Source organism: Bacillus sp. JCM 19034, assembly GCF_001310635.1.
GTDB lineage: Bacteria > Bacillota > Bacilli > Bacillales > Bacillaceae_D > Halalkalibacter.
The window spans coordinates 233,312-253,893 of record NZ_BAXR01000004.1 but is presented as its reverse complement, the minus strand read 5'-3'; the positions used below and the strand labels follow the sequence as shown (position 1 = coordinate 253,893).

At 37.6% G+C, this 20,582-nt stretch carries 22 protein-coding genes, 7 tRNA genes and 1 pseudogene; 23 read left to right on the top strand and 7 right to left on the bottom strand.

Features of this window, described 5'->3' with window-relative positions; genetic code table 11:
• Window positions 1–113 precede the first annotated feature (113 nt).
• The 9 genes from JCM19034_RS09625 (at window position 114) to JCM19034_RS09585 (ending at window position 8,964) form a co-directional block, all read left to right on the top strand.
• Window positions 114–467, top strand: coding sequence for a hypothetical protein (locus JCM19034_RS09625; RefSeq protein ID WP_156323935.1), 354 nt, complete (start codon window positions 114–116; stop codon window positions 465–467).
• A complete protein-coding gene (locus JCM19034_RS09620; protein WP_062049231.1) occupies window positions 464–1,159 on the top strand; it encodes a distal tail protein Dit in 696 nt (231 codons plus the stop codon). Before JCM19034_RS09625 ends, JCM19034_RS09620 begins: the two co-directional genes overlap by 4 nt.
• 33 nt (window positions 1,160–1,192) lie before the next feature.
• Window positions 1,193–5,245, top strand: a complete 4,053-nt coding sequence (locus tag JCM19034_RS09615) for a phage tail spike protein (RefSeq protein WP_062049228.1) — start codon at window positions 1,193–1,195, stop codon at window positions 5,243–5,245.
• Between the two features lie 2 nt (window positions 5,246–5,247).
• Window positions 5,248–6,120, top strand: a complete 873-nt coding sequence (locus JCM19034_RS09610; RefSeq protein ID WP_062049226.1) for a tail fiber domain-containing protein — start codon at window positions 5,248–5,250, stop codon at window positions 6,118–6,120.
• Window positions 6,117–6,539 (top strand): hypothetical protein, encoded by a 423-nt coding sequence (locus JCM19034_RS09605; protein WP_062049224.1) that lies wholly within the window; start codon window positions 6,117–6,119, stop codon window positions 6,537–6,539. The genes JCM19034_RS09610 and JCM19034_RS09605 overlap by 4 nt, the downstream gene beginning before the upstream one ends.
• Window positions 6,539–6,790, top strand: coding sequence for a hypothetical protein (locus tag JCM19034_RS09600; protein WP_156323934.1), 252 nt, complete (start codon window positions 6,539–6,541; stop codon window positions 6,788–6,790). Before JCM19034_RS09605 ends, JCM19034_RS09600 begins: the two co-directional genes overlap by 1 nt.
• A 38-nt stretch (window positions 6,791–6,828) precedes the next feature.
• Window positions 6,829–7,233, top strand: a complete 405-nt coding sequence (locus tag JCM19034_RS09595) for a holin family protein (protein ID WP_062049220.1) — start codon at window positions 6,829–6,831, stop codon at window positions 7,231–7,233.
• Window positions 7,233–8,201 (top strand): N-acetylmuramoyl-L-alanine amidase, encoded by a 969-nt coding sequence (locus JCM19034_RS09590; protein ID WP_062049218.1) that lies wholly within the window; start codon window positions 7,233–7,235, stop codon window positions 8,199–8,201. Before JCM19034_RS09595 ends, JCM19034_RS09590 begins: the two co-directional genes overlap by 1 nt.
• Window positions 8,202–8,595: 394 nt before the next feature.
• The gene (locus JCM19034_RS09585) at window positions 8,596–8,964 is read left to right on the top strand and encodes a hypothetical protein (RefSeq protein ID WP_062049216.1); all 369 of its coding nucleotides are present in this window, start codon (window positions 8,596–8,598) and stop codon (window positions 8,962–8,964) included.
• A gap of 645 nt (window positions 8,965–9,609) precedes the next feature.
• On the opposite strand, the gene JCM19034_RS09580 is transcribed toward JCM19034_RS09585, so the two are convergent.
• The 4 genes from JCM19034_RS09580 to JCM19034_RS09565 form a co-directional block, all read right to left on the bottom strand.
• Window positions 9,610–10,086 carry a lysozyme inhibitor LprI family protein gene (locus JCM19034_RS09580; protein WP_062049214.1) on the bottom strand — a complete coding sequence of 159 codons (477 nt, stop codon included), beginning with the start codon at window positions 10,084–10,086 and terminating at the stop codon, window positions 9,610–9,612.
• 50 nt (window positions 10,087–10,136) lie between these two features.
• A complete protein-coding gene (locus JCM19034_RS09575) occupies window positions 10,137–10,451 on the bottom strand; it encodes a hypothetical protein (RefSeq protein ID WP_062049212.1) in 315 nt (104 codons plus the stop codon).
• 486 nt (window positions 10,452–10,937) lie between these two features.
• Window positions 10,938–11,276, bottom strand: a complete 339-nt coding sequence (locus tag JCM19034_RS09570) for a DUF898 family protein (protein WP_062049210.1) — start codon at window positions 11,274–11,276, stop codon at window positions 10,938–10,940.
• A gap of 210 nt (window positions 11,277–11,486) precedes the next feature.
• The gene (locus tag JCM19034_RS09565; RefSeq protein ID WP_062049209.1) at window positions 11,487–12,698 is read right to left on the bottom strand and encodes an MFS transporter; all 1,212 of its coding nucleotides are present in this window, start codon (window positions 12,696–12,698) and stop codon (window positions 11,487–11,489) included.
• 369 nt (window positions 12,699–13,067) lie between these two features.
• Between JCM19034_RS09565 and JCM19034_RS09560 the strand changes: the two genes are divergently transcribed.
• From JCM19034_RS09560 to phnE, 5 genes are all read left to right on the top strand, one after another.
• The gene (locus JCM19034_RS09560) at window positions 13,068–14,018 is read left to right on the top strand and encodes a phosphate/phosphite/phosphonate ABC transporter substrate-binding protein (protein WP_062049207.1); all 951 of its coding nucleotides are present in this window, start codon (window positions 13,068–13,070) and stop codon (window positions 14,016–14,018) included.
• 68 nt (window positions 14,019–14,086) lie between these two features.
• Entirely contained in the window at window positions 14,087–14,836 is a 750-nt protein-coding gene (gene phnC, locus JCM19034_RS09555) for a phosphonate ABC transporter ATP-binding protein (RefSeq protein WP_082393924.1), read from the top strand.
• 15 nt (window positions 14,837–14,851) lie between these two features.
• Window positions 14,852–15,235, top strand: a complete 384-nt coding sequence (locus JCM19034_RS22240) for a hypothetical protein (RefSeq protein WP_062049205.1) — start codon at window positions 14,852–14,854, stop codon at window positions 15,233–15,235.
• Complete coding sequence (locus JCM19034_RS09545; RefSeq protein ID WP_062049203.1) at window positions 15,189–15,695, top strand: ABC transporter permease subunit; 507 nt, start codon at window positions 15,189–15,191, stop codon at window positions 15,693–15,695. Before JCM19034_RS22240 ends, JCM19034_RS09545 begins: the two co-directional genes overlap by 47 nt.
• Window positions 15,692–16,492 carry a phosphonate ABC transporter, permease protein PhnE gene (phnE, locus tag JCM19034_RS09540; protein ID WP_062049201.1) on the top strand — a complete coding sequence of 267 codons (801 nt, stop codon included), beginning with the start codon at window positions 15,692–15,694 and terminating at the stop codon, window positions 16,490–16,492. The genes JCM19034_RS09545 and phnE overlap by 4 nt, the downstream gene beginning before the upstream one ends.
• A 163-nt stretch (window positions 16,493–16,655) precedes the next feature.
• Here phnE and JCM19034_RS09535 read toward each other — a convergent pair whose 3' ends face one another.
• Window positions 16,656–17,312 carry a hypothetical protein gene (locus JCM19034_RS09535; protein ID WP_062049199.1) on the bottom strand — a complete coding sequence of 219 codons (657 nt, stop codon included), beginning with the start codon at window positions 17,310–17,312 and terminating at the stop codon, window positions 16,656–16,658.
• Window positions 17,313–17,633: 321 nt separating this feature from the next.
• Between JCM19034_RS09535 and JCM19034_RS09530 the strand changes: the two genes are divergently transcribed.
• The 7 genes from JCM19034_RS09530 (at window position 17,634) to JCM19034_RS09500 (ending at window position 18,248) form a co-directional block, all read left to right on the top strand.
• Window positions 17,634–17,708, top strand: a tRNA-Glu gene (locus tag JCM19034_RS09530).
• A gap of 9 nt (window positions 17,709–17,717) precedes the next feature.
• Window positions 17,718–17,793: transfer RNA gene (locus tag JCM19034_RS09525), tRNA-Val, on the top strand.
• A 21-nt stretch (window positions 17,794–17,814) separates the two neighbouring features.
• A tRNA-Tyr gene (locus JCM19034_RS09520) sits at window positions 17,815–17,899 on the top strand.
• Window positions 17,900–17,910: 11 nt separating this feature from the next.
• Window positions 17,911–17,985 (top strand) — tRNA-Gln (locus JCM19034_RS09515).
• Window positions 17,986–18,016: 31 nt separating this feature from the next.
• Window positions 18,017–18,089 (top strand) — tRNA-Lys (locus JCM19034_RS09510).
• A gap of 11 nt (window positions 18,090–18,100) precedes the next feature.
• A tRNA-Gly gene (locus JCM19034_RS09505) sits at window positions 18,101–18,172 on the top strand.
• Window positions 18,173–18,175: 3 nt separating this feature from the next.
• Window positions 18,176–18,248 (top strand) — tRNA-Ala (locus JCM19034_RS09500).
• Window positions 18,249–18,357: 109 nt separating this feature from the next.
• On the opposite strand, the pseudogene JCM19034_RS24820 reads toward JCM19034_RS09500, so the two are convergent.
• A pseudogene (locus JCM19034_RS24820) lies at window positions 18,358–18,459 on the bottom strand (SHOCT domain-containing protein); the annotation flags it as partial.
• A 283-nt stretch (window positions 18,460–18,742) separates the two neighbouring features.
• Window positions 18,743–18,949 carry a hypothetical protein gene (locus tag JCM19034_RS24815; protein ID WP_082393920.1) on the bottom strand — a complete coding sequence of 69 codons (207 nt, stop codon included), beginning with the start codon at window positions 18,947–18,949 and terminating at the stop codon, window positions 18,743–18,745.
• Window positions 18,950–19,326: 377 nt separating this feature from the next.
• Between JCM19034_RS24815 and sigW the strand changes: the two genes are divergently transcribed.
• Window positions 19,327–19,890 (top strand): RNA polymerase sigma factor SigW, encoded by a 564-nt coding sequence (sigW, locus tag JCM19034_RS09490; RefSeq protein WP_062049194.1) that lies wholly within the window; start codon window positions 19,327–19,329, stop codon window positions 19,888–19,890.
• Between the two features lie 14 nt (window positions 19,891–19,904).
• Complete coding sequence (locus JCM19034_RS09485) at window positions 19,905–20,534, top strand: anti-sigma factor (protein WP_062049192.1); 630 nt, start codon at window positions 19,905–19,907, stop codon at window positions 20,532–20,534.
• The last annotated feature ends 48 nt before the right edge of the window (window positions 20,535–20,582 follow it).

Sequence of the window (20,582 nt, the reverse complement as noted above, 5' to 3'; positions counted from 1 at the left end):
GGGTTTTTAAGAAAGTAAATGAAATTGCTGAAGGAGTTAAGGAAAAGATTAAAAGTGCGTTATCTATTTATTCACCATCAAGGTGGATGCGTGATGTAATAGGGGCGAACTTAATGAAGGGCTTCGAAGTTGGTGTTGAAAAAGAAAAAAATAGTGTCATGAGAAAATCTGAAGAAGCAACCAATTGGATGAAACCTGATATCAGCGATTTTAAAAACCATTTAAGAGGACTGTCTATTCCATTAGGTCATTTGGCTGGATTATCATCATTAAATGTAATAGCTAACGGAGCAATTACAAATGAAAACAATGCTGGTAGAGAGCATGTAGATCAGCCGGCCATCATTAATGTAAATGTAGGTAGTAAACGAATCGCAAGTGAAATTATTGATGACATTACGAGGATGCAGGAAAGAAATAAATCTAGGCAGCAACGTTTACAAAGTCAAAAGGGGGTTTTTGTGTGATCTTTAATGGAATTGAAAAAGAGTACATTGGCGTGACAAAAGAGCTATTCCGACCTCCTACTCCTCCTGTCGAGTTCTTAACGACCACAAAGTTAAAAGGAGGCGATCGAGTTAGAAGAAAGAACTTCACAAGTGCAGAATTAACGGTTCCGATTACAATAAAAGGAGGTAAGAGAATTGAAGAAAGAAAAGAAGATTTATCTAATTGGTTAGTTCATGATGAGCCTAAAAAACTAATATTTAAAGACTCGCCACACCGTTATTTTTTAGCTTTATATAAGGATATGGAGTTGGAGGAGAATTATAAATTTGCAAGGGGGCATATTCAATTTTATTTACCAATTGCTTACCGATTTGGTGAGGATCAGCAAATAGACGTTGGCTCAACATACACAAGCTATCATATTACAGGACAAGTTGAAATGCCGTGGAAAAGTCGATCGGTCTTTACTAGTAGCAGTTCAAATTTTACATTTGAAAACAATCAGGGTGGTAAAATCCATCTAAATTTTAGTTTTGTAGAAAATGACGTATTAGAAATAGACTATGCAAAACGAGAGGTTAAGTTAAATGGCGAAAATTTAGCAGTTGCATTATCGTTGCAGTCCAATTGGTTTCTATTAAAGCCACATGTTAATACGTTTAGGGCAAGTCAACCAACAACCGTGATGTATACGGAAAGATTTTATTAAATATGAAATCTATTATAGAGAGGAGGAACTCTATTGGCTGAATTATTTATTTTCAATCAGGATGACCGTTTATTAACGGTGATTACTGAAGAAACAGGACTGATAGAAGCACGACTTCGGGAAGAGCTGAACCGTATTCCGGATCAGCCTTTCTCATTTACGATTGAAGCAGATACAGAGGGAGCATCTTATATAGTAGAAGAAAATCAGGTCGTCTTTCGAGATATGGAAGGCGATCTTCGTTTATTTATTATTAAAGAGTTAGATGAAATTGATGATATAGATGGTCCACAAACGACGGCGATCTGTATGCCAGCTTTTGCAGAGGAATTGCAGGAGCATATCGTCGTAGAACAAAGCTTAACTAATCAGCCAGCACAGGTTGCATTAGATGCAGCTCTTAAAGGTACGCGTTGGACAGGTGTTGTTGAAGGGGAGTTTGGTGAAGCCTCCACACATTTTTATTATATTTCATCTGCAGTTGCCGTTTGGAATGTTCTTGAATTATGGGGAGGTGATATCAAGGACGTTGTCTTAATCAATGAACAAAATCATATTGTTGCTCGTAACGTGAAGCTCCTACAGAGGCTTGGAGGGGACTACGGGAAACGGTTCGAGATAGATCATAATATAAATGAAATCCAGCGTACTGTTATATCGTATCCAGTTACCGCTTTGTACGGTAGAGGGGCCTCATTATCTAAAGAAGATGGTGAAGGAGATTATACTCATTATCTTGATTTTACAAATATTGAATGGAAAACGTCAAAGGGTGATCCAGTTGATAAACCATTAGGGCAAGGTTGGGTCGGTGATCCTCAAGCTTTACAAAAATATGGTCGTGAACATAACGGGAAGCTATTGCATCGAGAAGGAATCTGGCAGGACCATGACATTGAAGATCCAGCAGTACTTTTACAAAAAACGTGGGAACAACTTCCGAAATTAAGCAAACCAGAAGTCAATTATCGTTTGTCAGTATATTTACTTGAGCATATTGCTGGATATGAGCATGAAAGAGTGAGTCTTGGTGACACGGCTAGAGCCATTGATAGACAATTCAGTAGACCAATTGAAATCCAAACCCGAATTATTGCGGTCGAGTATGATCTTCTAGACATTGAAGGGACTGCAATGGTTGAAATGGGGCAATTCCTCTCGGTGTATGAAGATGATCGTATTGAGAAAATAGAGGCAGATATTGATCGGAATCGAGGGAAGTGGGAGGCAGAAGCACAACCAATTACAAATGATCGTTACCCAAATATTAAACCAAAAGCACCGGTTAATGTGAGGGCAGAAGGTGGATTTCAGGTTATACAAATTTATTGGGATTATTCGAATGAAGTTTACGTTAATTATTACGAGGTTTACGGAAGTCAGGTTAAGGATTTTGTACCTGATAGTCAACATTTATTGTGGCGTGGGAAAGTGAGTGCCTTTGCCCACACCGTTGGCACTGATCAAACCTGGTATTACTACGTAAGAGCCGTTAACTATCAGGACACTCCGAGTGATTGGTCAATGCAAGTGACTGCAAGCACACATCGAGTGATATCAGATGACATTTTGTTTGGTCCCGATCTTGCCGGACACTTACGTGAGTTAAACCGCATATCAGACATCATAGGCGAGGGAGGCGTTGACTTTGACAACATTTCGCAACATGCACGAAACTTATTAGAACAAGAGGCGAGAACATACACAGCCGAAGAGGTACAACGTGTCGAACGTGAATTAGTAGGTGGACTTGCTGAAAAAGCCAATCTTGACTATGTGGATGGACAGTTCAGGTTGCTGGATGATGAGATCAGTTTTGTAACAGACACGGTCGATAATTTGACAACTATATCTAATAACTTGCGTTCTAGAGTGGAAGAAAATGAACAAGTCTTATCTGAAGCGGATGGGAAAATTGTTACGATAGAAACAGAGATAGACGACATAGAGGGTAAGTTATCCGTTGCTATCGATGAGTTGTCGGTTGTTGAAAACACGATCCAAAATCAACAAACTCAGATAGAAGCTAATGCTGAAGCGATAACCTTTAAGGCAGATCAGGACGAAGTAGAAACTCTTTCGGGTAATGTAAGATCTTTAAGTTCCGAGTTGCAATTCCAAGCTGGGGAAATCGAGCTAAAAGCCGATAAAGAAGAACTCAGGCAGGTTAACAATAGGGTAACTGGAATATCAACAGATGTAGCCAGCCTACGGGTGTCGTATGACAGTATAACCTCAACGGTCAGCTCATTGCAGTATAACATAGATCATATGGAAATCGGTGGAAGGAACTACCTTCTTGATTCTCAGTTTAAATATGAGACTGATTACTGGGTGTTTTATACCGCTAGTACAGGAGAGGGACATGTAAGTAAGGTTGGAGATATGGTTGTTATCGACGGTATTAGTGGGTCAAACGGACCATACTCAAGGAACGGAGTTAATAGACCTACTTTTTACAGAGGAGATGTTGTGACAGTCTCGATATGGATAAGGGGTCAAGGTACATTAAGAATAGGTCTCAATGGCACGTCTACTACGACATTCCAAGTTAATGCTCGAGAGTATACCAGATTCTCGCATACTTTCGCCATTAACTCTGATGTAGCTACAAATGCATTTGTCTTCTATGGTATAGACCAGTGTTACTTTGAAATCCAACAGGTTAAAGCCGAGAAGAGTAGTAAACCCACAGACTGGACGCCCGCACCGGAAGATGCTACAGAAGATCTAAATGGTCTATTAGATAGTATGACTAGGTTGGAATCTGAAATCAGACAGAATGCCACTGAAATATCTTCACGAGTAACCGAAACGACTTTTAGGAACACCACCAGTAGTTTAGCTAAGGAAGTGGATATTGTGAGTCAAGGCCTCTATCACGCCGAATCTTTAATCCAACAGAATGCTGCTCAGATACAGCTTAGGGTGACCGAGACAGATTTTAACAATCTAAAGATAGGTGGAAGGAATCTAATACCCAACTCCACTTTCAACAAGGGGAGTTGGGACTGGGTTAGTTTTAGTAATGCCAGAGCGTCGATTCTATCTCCAGAAGTAGATAAACCCGACAGTAATATACTGCACATCAACTATAGTAATTTTAGCTCTAACACGCCTATAAGGAACCGAAAAAGAACTCTAGTAAAGGCGGACGGGTCGGAAAAGGCAACCATAAGTTTCGACATTTACGCTGATAATATCAATAGACTGAGTCACCTCCTATTCACTGTTAGATTAAATCAACAAGCCACCGGTACAAGTGAAACTACAATAACCAATATAAGACGTTCCGACATTGAAGATGAGATTGTCGAAGGTGAGTGGGTCAGAGTAGAGGTCACTTTTGATATACCGTCTAACTCGAGAAAATGGATGACGGTTGCTTTTTATAATTCTAATTCTAATAACAGTGGTGGAACGGTCGACTTTAAGCTAAGAGAGTTGAAACTTGAACTAGGTGGCAAGGCTACGGACTGGAACCCGGCTCCAGAAGATGTACAGAACAGTATAACTAATATGGAGACATCAATTAATCAGCTGTCAGGGAAGATCGAGCTTACAGCCTCTAAAGATGAGGTAAATGCTCTATCGGGCAGATTAACAACAGCCCAGTCTCAAATAAGGATTAACTCTGATAATATAAATTTAAAAGTAGATAGGGATGGCATCGTATCAGCTATCAATCTATCAAAAGAGGGCATCCGTATCCAAGGTAGCCTCATACACCTAAGTGGACTGACCTTGATTGATAACGGGATAATTAAGACAGCACATCTTGCTAATGCCTCTATAACACGAGCCAAGCTAGGTACAGCTGTTGTAGGTACTGCACAAATTGCTGATGCAGCTATAACGAGTGCTAAAATTTCGAGTGTCAACGCCGATAAGATTAATGCTGAAACTTTATCTGCAATTACTGCTAATCTTGGGACGGTTACAGCTGGTATTCTGCGATCAAATAATAACCGGCTTAACTTTAATCTTAATAACGGGCTTTTAGAGATTAGATCAGGTGGACAGATCAACTTCATGGATCCCGGTAATGGTGTGAAATATATAACTGGCTCTCACACTGCTGGATGATCATGGCCAATAGCAGCGGTCTTAATCGACCTCTTGTTGCGATCGGTGTAGACACAGGCTCAGGGGTAATTAATACGAATAGTGCTAATTTCACCGGTATGATGATACAGGCTAAAGACACAGGTCGTCGTATGCAATTTATAGGAGGGAACTACATTCTTGCAACGAGATCAGACCTATCAACAGCAGGGTTTGTTATCCGCAGTGATGGTAGCGAGAGTACTCGATCTATCTATGGGTGGAACTCATCTACTTACAACTATGATCTAGGTCTAAACAGTGCTCAATTTACAGATGGGTTTATCCAAAACATTAAGGCTAGTCAGGTCATCCATCTACGTGATGCATACAGTACGGGCGGCTGGCGTGTAGAGACACGAGCACAAAGTGGAAAAACAACCATTACATTAAGAGGGATTAATACGAATTCATGGAATTACAATCTAGGAGCAACTGGTTACAGGATTAACCGTCTCTTTCTAAGTAATAGCCCTGACGTAAGTTCAGACGAACGTTTGAAAGAGGACATAACACCTAACACTCTTGGTCTAGACTTTATCAATGACCTTGATACTAACGTATTTAGACTTAAACAACGAGAGTCAGACGTACTTCAAAATCCGTTACAGTTTGGTGTTATAGCGCAACAACTTAAGACGACGTTAGAGCAACATGGTATAGATACAACCGCACACAGTATGCTGTCTCAAAGCGAAGATGGCTTTTTTGGTGTGCAGTATGAACAATTAATTGCACCGACAATTAGGGCAATACAGGAACTTGATGTAAAAATGGATGATGAGGTAAATCAACTTAAGCTTGAGATTCAATATTTAAAAATGAAAATAAAACATTTAGAGGAGAATGTAGCATGAAACTACAATACAAAGATTTGAAGGTTGCAGCAGACTTTTTGAAGAAGGTGTCACTGAAAGGTAAGAAATCGGTGCACCGTATGCGGATTATTAAGGTGCTGGAAGAACAAAATAAGAAGTTTGCAGAGGAAGAACTAGAATTATTGAAATCATATGCAGAATTGGACGAGCAAGGCGAACTTGTATTGAGTGAGGGAGGTGGTTTCAAGATTAAGGAGGACAAAGATAAGAAGGAATTTAGAAAACAACAAGAAGAATTGTATCAAGAGTATTTCGTTGTGGATGAAAAGAACTTAGAAACAGCAGTCAAAACAGTTGAAGAAGTAGTCAATGACTATAATAAAGAGCTTTCTGACAAAGATGCAGAGGCTCATTTTTTATTAGTTGAAGCATTTGAAAATATGGAAGGAGACGAATAATGATGGGACTTATAGAGAAATTGCAGATACAAGTCAGTGGTACAAGGTTCAATAGTGATGATACGGTCCGTGTTGATTTTAGAGGTGTCGATCAACAGGGTGAGATTAATTTGAGTGGTTATGTAGTTGGTACGTTGGATGAGTACTTTACGTATGCTGGGCAAGGCATGGCAGGGTTGCAGGAGTTTACTCGTCAAAAAATTGTTGCACGTTTAAATAGCGACACAGAAGAACAACCAGAAGCCGAGTAAGGCTTTTTTATTTTCGTAAAAAAGAGAGGAGATTTTATATGGAATCACTATTTAAATGGGCTGCAGCATTTTTAGCTGCAGTTATTTCTTTTTTATATGGAGAGTGGACAATCTTGTTATCGATTCTGTTAACGTTGGTGGTTATCGATTATGTAACAGGGCTCGTTGCAGCTAGTGTGAGTGGCGAGATTAAAAGTCGTGTAGGTCTTACGGGAATCGCTCGTAAGATTTTTATTTTTGTGATGGTAGCCGTTGCCCATCTAGTAGACAAGGTTTTGTTAGAGGTTGGGTTTCAGACAGAAGCACTGATTTTTACAGCTGCGATTGTCTTCTATTTAGTTAATGAGTTGATAAGCATTACAGAAAATGTAGGCCGAATCGGTATTCCTATCCCAAAGCAATTAAAACAAGCGATAGAAATTTTAAAAGAAGATGATCAGTAATGGTAGCGATTAAAAAGCAATTAGTATCACAATCTGTCATCAATCAACGGTCGTATGGTAAAGGCAATAAAAAGACGTCGGTTACAGTTCACCAAACAGGAAACACCAATAAAGGGGCAAATGCACAAGCTCATGCTAATTTGCAATCTAGGCTCAATAGCCGTCAAGCTAGTTGGCATTACCAAGTAGATGACAAAGATATTATTCAATCGTTTGATGATGACGTGATGTGCTGGCATGCAACTGATGGTCGTGGTCCTGGTAACAGAACATCGATTTCTATCGAGTTGTGTATCAATAGCGATGCTGATTACAAAAAGACATTGGAAAATGGTGCTGCTCTTATTAAGTATTTAATGGAAAAATATAACTTATCTATCAAAGATGTGAAGCAACATGCTGATTGGGCAAACAAAAATTGTCCAGCTCAATTAAGAGCTGCAAAAGACGGTGTCTCGTGGTCTAACTTTTTAAAGATTGTGGCGGGGAAAGGGGAACAAGTAAAGGGAGAAGTGAAAAAAGTACCTGAGCAGACTTACAAGCCTAAGTCGTCCACAACAATTACAAAACAAACAGATGATGCTTATGTACGAACGATCCAAGAGTGGATAAACAATTACGGATTTAAGAATAAAATTGATGGGTTACCGGGTCCGCAAACACTAGGTGGATTAATTCGTGTACTACAAAGTGAGCTTAATCGTCAATTCAATGCTGGTCTAACTGTAGATGGGATTATTGGACCTAAAACACGTTCTAAGCTAGTCACTGTTCGTAATGGAGCGAGAGGGAATATTACAAGAGTGCTGCAAGCGTTGCTTTACATTAAAGGGTTTAATCCGGGTCCATTCGATGGCATTTATGGCAGTGGAACAGAGAAAGCTGTAAGAGAATTTCAACGTTCTCAACAGATCACTGTAGACGGGATCGTTGGTCCGCAGACTTGGGGTAGGTTGTTTGGACAATAATGTTGGTCTAAAACAGCCTTTCGGATTGCTGAGGAATATAACGAGAAAAGAATTTTAATAAATTAGCCTCCATCTTCCTATTCAGGTGGAGGCTAATTAACACATTACTAATGTTGCTTTTTTGGACTTATTGAATTTTAATTAGCACTTATTAATACGATTGAGGTCTAATTGAGCAATATAATTAGAGCACCGATTTTTATATATCAATTAGGGATGGAAATAACAAACTACAATTTCAAGCATAACTTTTGATCTACCCACCTGACCTCTTTATAAAGCATTATATCGATAAAATACCTGTTTTATTATACCGTTACTATTTTTGACATTAATTATTACCTTATGTAAACTCTTTCATATATTTGAACAAGAATGAGTGAGGAGTATATATATGAAAAGAAAAATAATAAGTATATTAATAGTTATATTTATATTATTAGTATTAATTATTATTAATAGCTACACATCTGCTAATGCATATAGCGGTTATATGGAAATTATTGAGAAGGTAGAACAAGACGATAAGAAAATTGTTACTATACATAATCCAGATTTCGGTTTAATTTCAATTCAATTAAAAAACAATCAAACTATTAATTTTACTAATAAACCTAATAATTTATATGAAGAAATCATTATTACGGAAATCTGGAATGATCTTATCGTAGGACAAGAATATTATATGAATATTAAAGAATATCAATTTCCTTGGAGTTTCTTTGTAATTAATTATGAGATTGATTACTTGAAATTGTATTAATTTTTTGCCCTACAGGAGGAGAGTTGGGAGGAAATTAATAATAGGTAATTAATACTAATATGAGAAGTAGGCGAAAACATTTGTAAATTACTAAATTTTCTTTCTTTTTGTTTTTATTATTTATGATTCCTGTAAGTGCAGAAGAAGGTTCTAATTTTACTTATGAAAACTCCTTGAATAAGGTAAGCTTATAATGGAATGATATATACCACTTTCAATATTAAATTTTCTTCTGAATACAATTTTGATTTATCCTTTCTAAATAGTTAATTAGACAAATATATAGAGAATCCTACTTATTTGTATATTTTTTAAATATATTTACTGAAACAATAAAACAACATATAATATAGAAGAAACTCATAAAAATAATTATGTTTCTGCCGACATCTTGCCGACAATTTAATAAATATATTAGCAATTGAGTTAAAGTTAGTTAAAGCGAATGTGCTATGTTATTTAGGGTATCTTATTATCCAAGAGTATAAAATAATATAGGTCACCGCCATAATAAGATAGGGGGCAGCGGTTCAAGTCCGCTTGGAAGCTCCAGACGAATCCATAAATGACACGCCTTTCAGTGATTGAAAGGCGTTTTGGTTTACCTGCCAAGTTATCGCTCATATCTCCGTTAATGGGTTTCTATTAATCCATAAAATTTTCAATCAAATAGACAACTCTTTCTGTAGTAATATGTACTAGATAGTCCATTCCTTCGGCTCTTGCAGATGCATTTTCGTCTGGCATTTCTGCAAAATTTTGCTCTTTCATTTCAATCCATTGTATTTGCTCTGATTTTATCAGTTCAAATTCTTCAATCGGCATTGTTTCTTTTAATACATCCCAAACTTCTTGTAATAAATCATCCCAATCACTATAGTATTGACCATAGAAACCATGTGGGATATCATGTGCATACAATTGTTGGGCTTCAGTTAAGATCTCTTGCTCAAGTACAAACACCTTCTGAAAGTACGTATCCCTGTTACTATGCAATTCGGAAGTTTGAATTGTTTCCACAGCTCCTAATTCCTTTTCTTCTAGTGTATTCTCTGCTTCTATTTCTCTTTCTTCCTGTCGTCTTTTCTCTTCTGCTTCAATTTCCTCAGTTATATTATCCACTCTTATTAATTCACTATTTTCGGATACACCATTTGGGTCTCTGACAATTGTTATAGTGTCGTTATCTTCAAATGACCTTCAAAGAAAAATTCAGCAGAGCCATTATCAGGATTAATAATTTCTATCATGAAGTTTTCATCTTGCGTTTCAGTTAGTATATATTCAACAGTCATGGGGCTATCATTTGATTGTGATCTATTTATAATTCTTTCTTCACCTATTTCTAGGTATGTTGTTGTAATATGGTCGTCTACAACTACTTTCCAGCTGCTTCCAACCAACTTGCTCTCGATAGAGCTACCACAAGATACTAATAATAAAGTAGTAGTCACTAACATGATCAACCATTTTTTATTTAAAGTCATACCAACAACTCCTTAGTTACTATTTCTAATATACAGGCTAAAAACGAGGAACTCACGGATTTAAACTAACTCGGATAGTAATGTGAAATGTAGTCACTTCTCATCAAATCTATTAATCGGTCTTGACGTCAAAAAACCTAACTCCATGAATAAGAGCTAGGTTTAGATTAGCCTATCAAATTTTCGTTGTAAACCCAATTAGTTAGGGTGAATTAATTTATCCGATTTATCAAAAAATTCTTTGTATAAATTAATTTTAACATACGTGTCAAGTCTATATTAGATTTCCAGAGTATGCCATCTTGTGTTGTGTTGGTCTCCTGATAGTAAATAATTTCAGAAATCTAAAAACTTTAAACATCACGGTCATCGCTTTAAATGGATTTGGTTCGGTAGACCGATATAAAGTAACTAACAGATAATAGAATTGCATTTTATTCGAGACTTTTGCTAGTATTACAAAAAAGCCTCTTTATTTATGAGGGATTAGTACTTAAAAGTTGTATTCTTCACTTTCCATTTTTCTAATGATATAAATAACCAAAAACTATAAATTCCAAGTGTTATAACAGTTAAAAGCCACCACTTAATCCAGTTTCCAAATAATCCAATAGCACTGCCGTGGAACTGTAATCTTCTCCCTTCAACAACAGTATGATTAATCTTCCAGCCATATATCATACACAAAGCCCAAGGGTAACAAATACCGAGTGTAAAGAAAGTAACTAGAAAACCAAGTATACACCAGCCGATATACTGATGTAGTTTACCATCAAAATACGATTTCACTTCAACTTGTACTGTTTCTTTGTCAACTGCTCGCATAACCTCACCTCCTATAACGCGATTATAATAAAAAAAGCGATATTCTGACTATTTATTTGACAACATTAAAAACAGTAGTTACAAGTTAAATTGGTTGAGGAATGTACCGACCTATAAATAGATCATATAAGAAAAGTAAATTAATAAAGCTATTTTCAGTAAATATCTTACTACAACGGGTGAAACAGCTTTATTAGAGATGTAGCACACCTACGTAAATCGATGCTGAACGCGATACTCCTTATACCAAATATAAGCTAACCCTACCAATATACATCCACTTAGAACATAGATAATTTGAACACCATTGTTCCAATCAATGATAAAAAAACTAATTAATGGCCCGAATGCTGCACCGATGTCTAAGAAAACAGAGTAATAAGTCATAACAGTATTTTTATTTGATTGCGTTGCAAAGTCAGATGTAACGGCATCAATTAAGGTGGTTAAGACAGTTGATACGGCTAGAAATAACAAAACGATGGTTAACCATAGAAAAATGTTAAGTTCGATTGGAATTAGGAATAAACAAGCGGCACCGAATATTAAGAACATGATAAACAGTGGAAGCCTTCCTTTTCTGCCATCAGAAAGTTGACCAAATTTTATCGCTAAAAAAGGTTCCCACCCCCACCGGACTCCTTGTAAGATCCCTGATAGGGCAGCGGCTCCGATTGCAAAAAAATATAGGTTGATCGTTTCTCCGTACTGATACGTTAACACGATGCTCATTGTTGAGCTGACCATTCCTTGTATAATGAAGGCTAGTAATAACCCGGAAATAATGACTTTTAGAATCGGTTTAGTGATCCATGAAAACGTAGACTTTCCTGTTTCCATAGTCATATCATTTTTAGAACTTGGGATAAACCAAAATACTAAAGGAATTCCAATGATCATTAATAAGCCGAAGCTGATGGAAACGAAGTGAATACCTAAAATACTGACAAGTACGCCTCCAACTAACATGCCAATAAGGCTGCCGAGGCGATAAAGACCGTTGTACATCCCCATTAATTTCCCTCGGTCTTCATCAGTTGAACAATCCAATACAGTGAAAAATCCTCCTAACCGTAAAAAGGACCAAGCTACTCCCCACACGATTCGCAAAATAATCCAGGCAATAAGACCGTTCAGTGTACCATAACCGATTGTTGTAATGATACTAAGCAGAACAGCTAACAATACTCCCGAACGCAATGAAAATTTGCGATAGAGCAAACCGACCCATGGATTTACGGGAATTCGTATAAAACGATTGAGAGAAAGGATTAACCCTACTTCCCACAATGATTCTAACCCCACTTCTCGATAATAGATTGGAAGTGCAATATAAAGCATCGAATCACCGATTAAGCAAAGTGCAGTCACTAATGAGATTGTTATTACTGATTTTTGTGATGTGTCTTTTTTTTGAGTCAAATGGAAGTCCCCCTATTTCAAACTCAAACCGTCTTTAAGGTGTAATGAAACAATGATATTCGTTTAATTTTAACCTAATATTAAACACGGACTTTTTTTTTGTAAATTCTACGTCTGTTTAATTAATAAAAACATAGGCGTCGTCTCTGGAATTTACTATCATAACTTGGCAGAAACGTACAATTACTAGGCTCAGTCACTTATAACAGGGGTTTTTCTAGCTATTTACAAAACATCGCATTTTAAACCATTCTTAACAAAGTAAATAAAATCTATAAATTAACTTAAGAGCTTCTTAACTTTAAATTTAAAAATGGCCTGTATGATAGGACAGGTAGGAAAAAATATCACCCTTTAGGAGGATTTAGAATGTCAAAGAAATTATTAACGTTAATGCTATCTCTTGCACTGATGGCCCTTGCTGCATGTGGTTCATCGGATTCAACAAATTCAGATAATGGTGAAGGTAATGGAGATGATTGGCCTGATACTTTTATTTTCGGTCTATTACCAACAGAGGACCAAGAGGAATTAACGAAGCGATATGAGCCAATGGTAGAGTACTTAGAAGAATACTTAGAAATTGATGTTGAAATCTACAATGCTACGAACTATACAGCATTAATTGAGGCAATGTCTAACGGTCATATACATGGGTCATCATTTGGACCATTCTCGTATCTTCTAGCCCATGAAAGAGCAAACGGAGAAGCTTTTGCCATCCCTGTAGATGTAGAAGATGGATCGTTAGATGATGCTTTTTACTACGCACAAATGATCACTCTAGAAGAGTACGGAATTGATAGTTTAGCAGATGTTGAAGGGAAATCTTTAGCTTATGCAGATCCTGCGTCAACGTCTGGACATTTGTTCCCTAAAGCTATGTTAATTAACGAATTAGGTCTAACAATGGATAACGTCGATGAATTTCCATCAGATGTAGTGTTCTCAGGTAGCCACGAAGCATCGTTGCATTCGGTTCTTAACGGTGATGTTCATGTAGCTGGTGTATGTAGTAGTTGTATTGAACGTGTATTCGAACGTGTCGATGATCATGAGAATTTCGAACAATTAAAGGTTTTCCATCAATCAGAACCAATTCCTGGTGGTCCATATGTTATCTCAGGAGATCTTCCACAATCATTTAGAGATAAAGTAAAAGAAGCTTTCTTAGAAATGAAGAACAGTGAAAAAGGCATGGAGTTTTTAGAAGCTAATGGCTATTTAGGTGGTTACTTTGAAGTGGATCATGAAACGTATAACGTTGTACAAGAAACAGCTGATGCTTTAGATATGAGTCCAGAAGATTTATTAAATTAATCGTTTAGAGGGGGGATGGGTAACAACTCCCCCCCTAATTTGTTGATAATGATGTGAGGTGAACTAGGGTGAGCGAAGTATTACTGGAAACGAAGTCATTAGGGATGACGTATGCTGATGGTACTGAAGCGTTAAAAGGAATTGATTTAACGATAAAAAAAGGGGAGCTCGTCTCTATTATCGGGCCTAGTGGGGCTGGTAAAAGTACATTTATGCGTTCTTTGAATTTATTAAATCAACCAACGCACGGTTCCATTCTTTTTCAAGGTAATGATATTACGAAGGCAAAAGGAAAAAGGCTGCGTCAAATTCGCCGAGCAATTGGCATGGTCTTTCAACATTTTAATTTAATTAAGCGTTCTCCTACCTATCAAAATGTATTACATGGCCGTTTAGGCTATATGTCTTCTATTAAAGGTGGATTGGGTCTCTTTTCGGAAGAGGATACTCGTCAGGCATTAGAAATTTTACGTAGAGTTGGTTTAGAAGACCAGGCATTTAAACGTGCTGATGAATTATCAGGTGGGCAGCAGCAGCGAGTTGGGATTGCCCGAGCGATAGCACAATCTCCGTCATTAATTCTCGCAGATGAGCCGATTGCGAGTTTAGACCCTTCGACCTCTGAGGATGTAATGAACTATTTAAAGAAGGTCTGTCAGGAGGATGGACTGACTTCAATTGTTAATTTGCATCAAGTCGATTTTGCTAAGAAGTTTGCCGATCGAATTATTGGCATAAAATCTGGAGAGGTTGTCTTTGATGGAACACCTAAGGAATTAACTGATGGAATTACTAATCATTTATATTTTGAAAAATAAGAGGTGAAATCTGCAATGGGTTTACCTGTAGAAAAGCTTGACACTCCTTTACTCCACAATGAAAAAGATCTATACGCTGAATTAAAGAAACGTAAAAAATTACTCATGAAAAACCGTATGATTATATGGACCATTCTTGTCGTGATGATTACTTGGGGATGGATCGGAACAGGCTTTAATATATTCTCTCTATTTCAAGGAATTTCAAATATAGCTTCTTTTATCTTATTTGACATGTTCCCCCCTGATTTTAGTGCAGTAAGTGGTTATATACAGCCAGCTTTGCAAACAATTTATATGAGCTTTGTCGGAATGGTCTTTTTCCGTTATTTTGTCGATCTTTTTTGGGGTATTGGCAGCAAAAAATACGACGTTTCATCCAATTCTAGCGTTAGCTAGTCGCTCTATTATCGCCTTTTTACGTGCGGTCCCTGCATTAATTTGGGCAATTACGTTAGTAGTAGCTTTTGGATTAGGAGCACTCTCTGGAACAATTGCACTCGCACTTTCAGGTGTTGGGATTTTAGGGAAAGCTTATGCTGATGTGTTAGAGGGAATTGATCCGAAACAAGTAGAAGCGGTTCGATCTACCGGGGCTTCATGGTTTCAGGTGATGGGTCAAGCTGTTTGGCCACAATTTAAAACTGGTTTTGTTGCCTGGTCTTTATATAAGATGGATTTAAATATCCGTGAAGCAGCAGTATTAGGGTTAATTGGAGCTGGGGGAATTGGTTATACGCTTCAAGGGCATATTAATCTGTTTCAATATAATAAAGCAACTGTAGGAATATTGATGATTTTTATTCTTATCTTAATTGTTGAGTACATTACAGCGAAAGTAAGGGAGCGTCTGTTATGAGTTCTATAAGACAGCAAAAGAAAAAAAGCACAAATCGCTTGTTAGCAATTATTGTATTTGTTTTTTTCCTGTTTAGCTTATTGCAAATCGGAATTATCGACGAGCGAATCTTACAGGCTTATTCACGGGTTGAAAGTTTGTTAAAAGGAATGTTCCCGCCAGTAGTAGAAGAACCGATTGATATTTTTTCGGCTGCGATGGAATCATTACAGGTTGCCATTGTCGGGACGTTTTGGGGGATTATTTTTTCAATGGTGCTTGCTGTATTTGCGGCTAAGAACATTACTCCCCATATAAGTATTAGCTATGCTTTAAAAGCGTTTGGAGCCTTTGTTCGTGCGGTTCCAGCATTAATATGGGCATTGCTTTTTATTATTGCAGTTGGTTTAGGTCCAACTCCAGGGATTTTGGCATTAGCAGTGAACAGTATTGGGATGTTAATTAAGGTTTACGCTGAAGCAATTGAGGAGATGGATACTGGGATTATTGATGCTTTAAGAGCAACGGGTGCCTCTCATTTTCAAGTAGTGATGCAAGGTATTATCCCGACGATGATGAGTGCCTTTATATCTTGGTCTATCTTCCGTTTTGATATTAATATTCGCTATTCAGCTGTACTGGGCATTGTTGGTGCGGGAGGAATTGGCTGGGAGCTAGTTCGTGCCTCTCGTGTAGCTGCGTACGATCAAGTATTAGGTGTAACACTTGTTATTTTTGCGATGATTTTATTTGCTGAGTTAATTACAAGATTTCTTCAGCAAAGAGCTGATTTAGCAACGACGAAGGCGATGAGTTAAGAGTATTACTACTCGAGGAAGAGTCTCTACGTTTTTTTGTAGAGACTTTTCAATTGTGATAATTCATACGCGAAACAAGGGTTTTTAAGAGGTTTCTGAGCACGGTCCTTTATTTGTAGAAACTATTATACGAATTAAGTGGAGATGTATGTATCAACCATGACTAAAAATCTATTCTTAGGTTTATATCTTCACCGATAGCATTTAACTCTTCATCTGTCGGTGCATCAATATGGATTTCTACCCATTCGATTTCCTCAGACTTCGAGCTTTCTAGAACGAAAAATAAGGAGCCAAACTCTCTTTCATTTCCAGCATACTCGTCATCTAAACTTTCATCAAAATAATTAACCATTTTTGAATCGATAGTAAGATGTTCCCCAGTATTAGTTGTTAATGTTGCTTGATCAGTGGGGAAGATAACCGTCTCTTCAGAAGTATTAAAAATGCTAAAATCAAATGCGATGAAATCAAGATGGTCTGTTCCCATATGCTGAGCAAAGTCGTTCCTAAGTTGAGCAGAATATAACCCAATAAATCCAGCGTATAAATCCAATGGACCTGAAACTATTTCAACGTCGTCTCTACCTGAGATTACTGTAAATAATCCGTCTTGATTGTCAGTAGTGTTATCTTCGAGATCATCTTCACTATCGGATGTGTCTGCACCACTGTCTTGATGATCTACATTATTATGATCCTGATCCACAACGTTTTCTTCGTCGTTATTTCCTTCTGTTGTAGTTGCATCTTCATTACTACATGCAATAATGGTGCAAATAAAGGTAATGAATAACATGCTATAAAGCAATTTTTTCATCTGAACTCCCCCATTAATAAGAATAAATAATAGATTAAACTAATTTTTCACCAAATGAAATATAGTTAAGGGAAAATAGTCCAATTTTCATAAAATTTAGTAACTTTGTATTAAGTTATTTTAAAACCCGATTAAAATTATAGGTAGAAATACATAAACTGTAGGGAAAGTTTGATATTTAATGGGGGATGTTGTTTAGGATATGTTATTGTTGTGCAGTTTTCGCATAAATAATTGGTTTTCTTCATTTTTTATAAAAACCTCTTGCCATCAAAGCTCGATTTAGCTATAATATTTTTTGTCAGTATGAAAGTGCAAGCTGGCCCGTTGGTCAAGCGGTTAAGACACCGCCCTTTCACGGCGGTAACACGGGTTCGAATCCCGTACGGGTCACCAATACATATCGGAGGATTAGCTCAGCTGGGAGAGCACCTGCCTTACAAGCAGGGGGTCGGCGGTTCGATCCCGTCATCCTCCACCATTTCAAAATACATAAGTAAGTGGAGGGGTAGCGAAGTGGCTAAACGCGGCGGACTGTAAATCCGCTCCCTCCGGGTTCGGCGGTTCGAATCCGTCCCCCTCCACCATTGTTGTTTTAATGGCTATCGCCAAGCGGTAAGGCAACGGATTTTGATTCCGTCATGCGCAGGTTCGAATCCTGCTAGCCCAGCCATGTTATTTATTAAGGCAGTTGAATGTCTTTCGAGCCATTAGCTCAGTTGGTAGAGCATCTGACTTTTAATCAGAGGGTCGAAGGTTCGAGTCCTTCATGGCTCATCTTAGGAAGTGCGGAAGTAGTTCAGTGGTAGAACACCACCTTGCCAAGGTGGGGGTCGCGAGTTCGAATCTCGTCTTCCGCTTACGGGGCCTTAGCTCAGCTGGGAGAGCGCCTGCTTTGCACGCAGGAGGTCAGCGGTTCGATCCCGCTAGGCTCCATTTCCATATATTATATAGAGGTGTTTAAATTGGATGGATAATCCTTTTAAGCACCTTTTTTGTATTAGAAGGCGATGTTTTGGAGTTCATTTCGTGGTAGTGCAGATCTCTACATCCCCATTAATTCTTTCTTTTTAAAGTCGTACTCTTCCTGACTAATAGCCCCTGCATCTAATAACTGCTTGAATTTCAACAATTCATCTGCAGAAGAGGTTATTTGTTCATTTTGATGCTGATCACCTTTTTTTTGCCTGTCGCAGATTAGTTGTAGCGTCGATAAGCATTCCTGTGCATCTTCGAATTTGCTTTTAAAGATAAGCCCATCTCTTTTGGTTGAATGCTCGACGAAGTTAACATAGACAGTAGGATTGTTGAAGTCGTTAATTGTAATTTTTAACTTCAAGCTGTTACATACGCTTTTATTAGTTTTTCTACCTGTTATGCCTCCAACTATTGCTCCTGTCCCTCCGAATAAAGCACCACCTATAAGTGCCCTACCTAATCCCCCTTGAGCGACTGACTCTCCATCTATTTTCCTTCTTTGCTTCAATAGCAGCATGTATTTCTTCAATTGTCATTTTATTAATAGGTTTTTTCATTTGTCCCATTTTTTTAAACCCTGCTTTTTTAAAGCAGCTTGGGCATATCCATTTTTTATCAGCTATTCTGTATCTATTTAAACCGGCCTCTTGATCACAAATAGCACACTCTGCTTTTAAACTAAAAAACTCATATTATCACTCCTATTATTTAATGGATTAAAAGTCTCTGTTAAAATATGCCTATATGTTTAAATTTAGCATTTCCCTACTAAACTATCATTTGCTAATTAGAACTTTTTTCTCAAGGCATTACAGGTCGAAGATAGAACATAAACGAGTAAGATAATATACGAGGTACAACTGAATTAAATGAAGGATAACCGTTCAATCGTTATATTAGATAAACTTATCTTGGAAAAAAGAAGGGATTACCTAGCCTAAGTTCTGGTATTTTATGATATTATTAAAAAGAGTGAAACCTTACATAAGGTGGATACGTATATCATGTCAGAACCGTTTAGGTAGGGATATTAGAAATGGAGAGTACGATTAAACGATTAGTTGGGGAAGTGAGAAAAGGAGATCAACAAGCTTTTGAAGAAATTGTTGAACTCTATAAAGATAAAGTTTATCAAATTTGTTATCGTATGCTTGGAAATGTCCATGAAGCACAGGATGTTGCCCAAGAAGCCTTTTTACGTGCGTATACGAATATTGATCGATACGATATAAACCGCAAATTTTCAACATGGCTGTTTCGCATTGCGACAAATGTCTCGATTGATCGTTTGCGGAAAAAAAAGCCAGACTTTTACTTGCAAGATGAGGTGAAGGGGACAGAAGGTGTTACACTGGAATCCCAATTAGCTGCAGATGAAGAGCTGCCAGAAGATCAAGTTGTAACAAGAGAGCTACAGGATTGGGTTCAACATGAGATTAATCAATTACCTGTCAAATATCGAACGGCTATTATATTAAAGTATATTGAAGACCTCTCAATAAATGAAATCAGCGAAATATTAGATATGCCACCTGCCACTGTGAAAACACGAGTTCATAGAGGAAGAGAAGCGTTGCGAAAAAGAATGCGCCACATGTAGAAAGGGGGCTTTGGATGACTTGCGAAAAGGATTATGAAGTGCTGATACAAGAATACCTTGATGGCGAAATCTCAAGTGAGAATAAAGAGCGTTTAAAGGAGCATTTGGCTGAATGCGAGGCATGTCGGAAACGGGTCCATGAATCATTGAAGACGATCGCATTTGTCCAAAGTTTGTCGCATATTGCTGCTCCAGCTAATTTTACCCATTCTGTAATGAAACGTTTGCCTGAACGTAAGCAAACATCAAAATGGAAACAGTGGACACGGAAACATCCAGTCATTGTTGCTGCGGCTGTGTTTATATTATTAATGACAATGAGCTTGTCGACGATGTGGAATGACGAGAAACAATTAGTCGTTAGCGGCTCTTCCCAGTTAGCCATTAATCAAGAAAATGGTGTAGTAATTGTTCCTGAAGGAGAAATTATTGAAGGGGACATTACGATCCAAAATGGAAAGCTCCAAATTGAGGGTGAAGTTCGCGGAAATGTGCTCGCTATTAATAGCGAAACGTACTATGCTTCAGCAGGACATGTTTCTGGTGAAATTCATGAGGTTGATCAAATGCTTGAGTGGATATGGTATCATACGAAACGATTTTTTAAAGAAGTAGTTGCTTTTACTAACGGTGATACAAAATAATACGAAACGCCTCATAGTGAGTCTCCTAAGTTAGAAGCTTATGGAGAC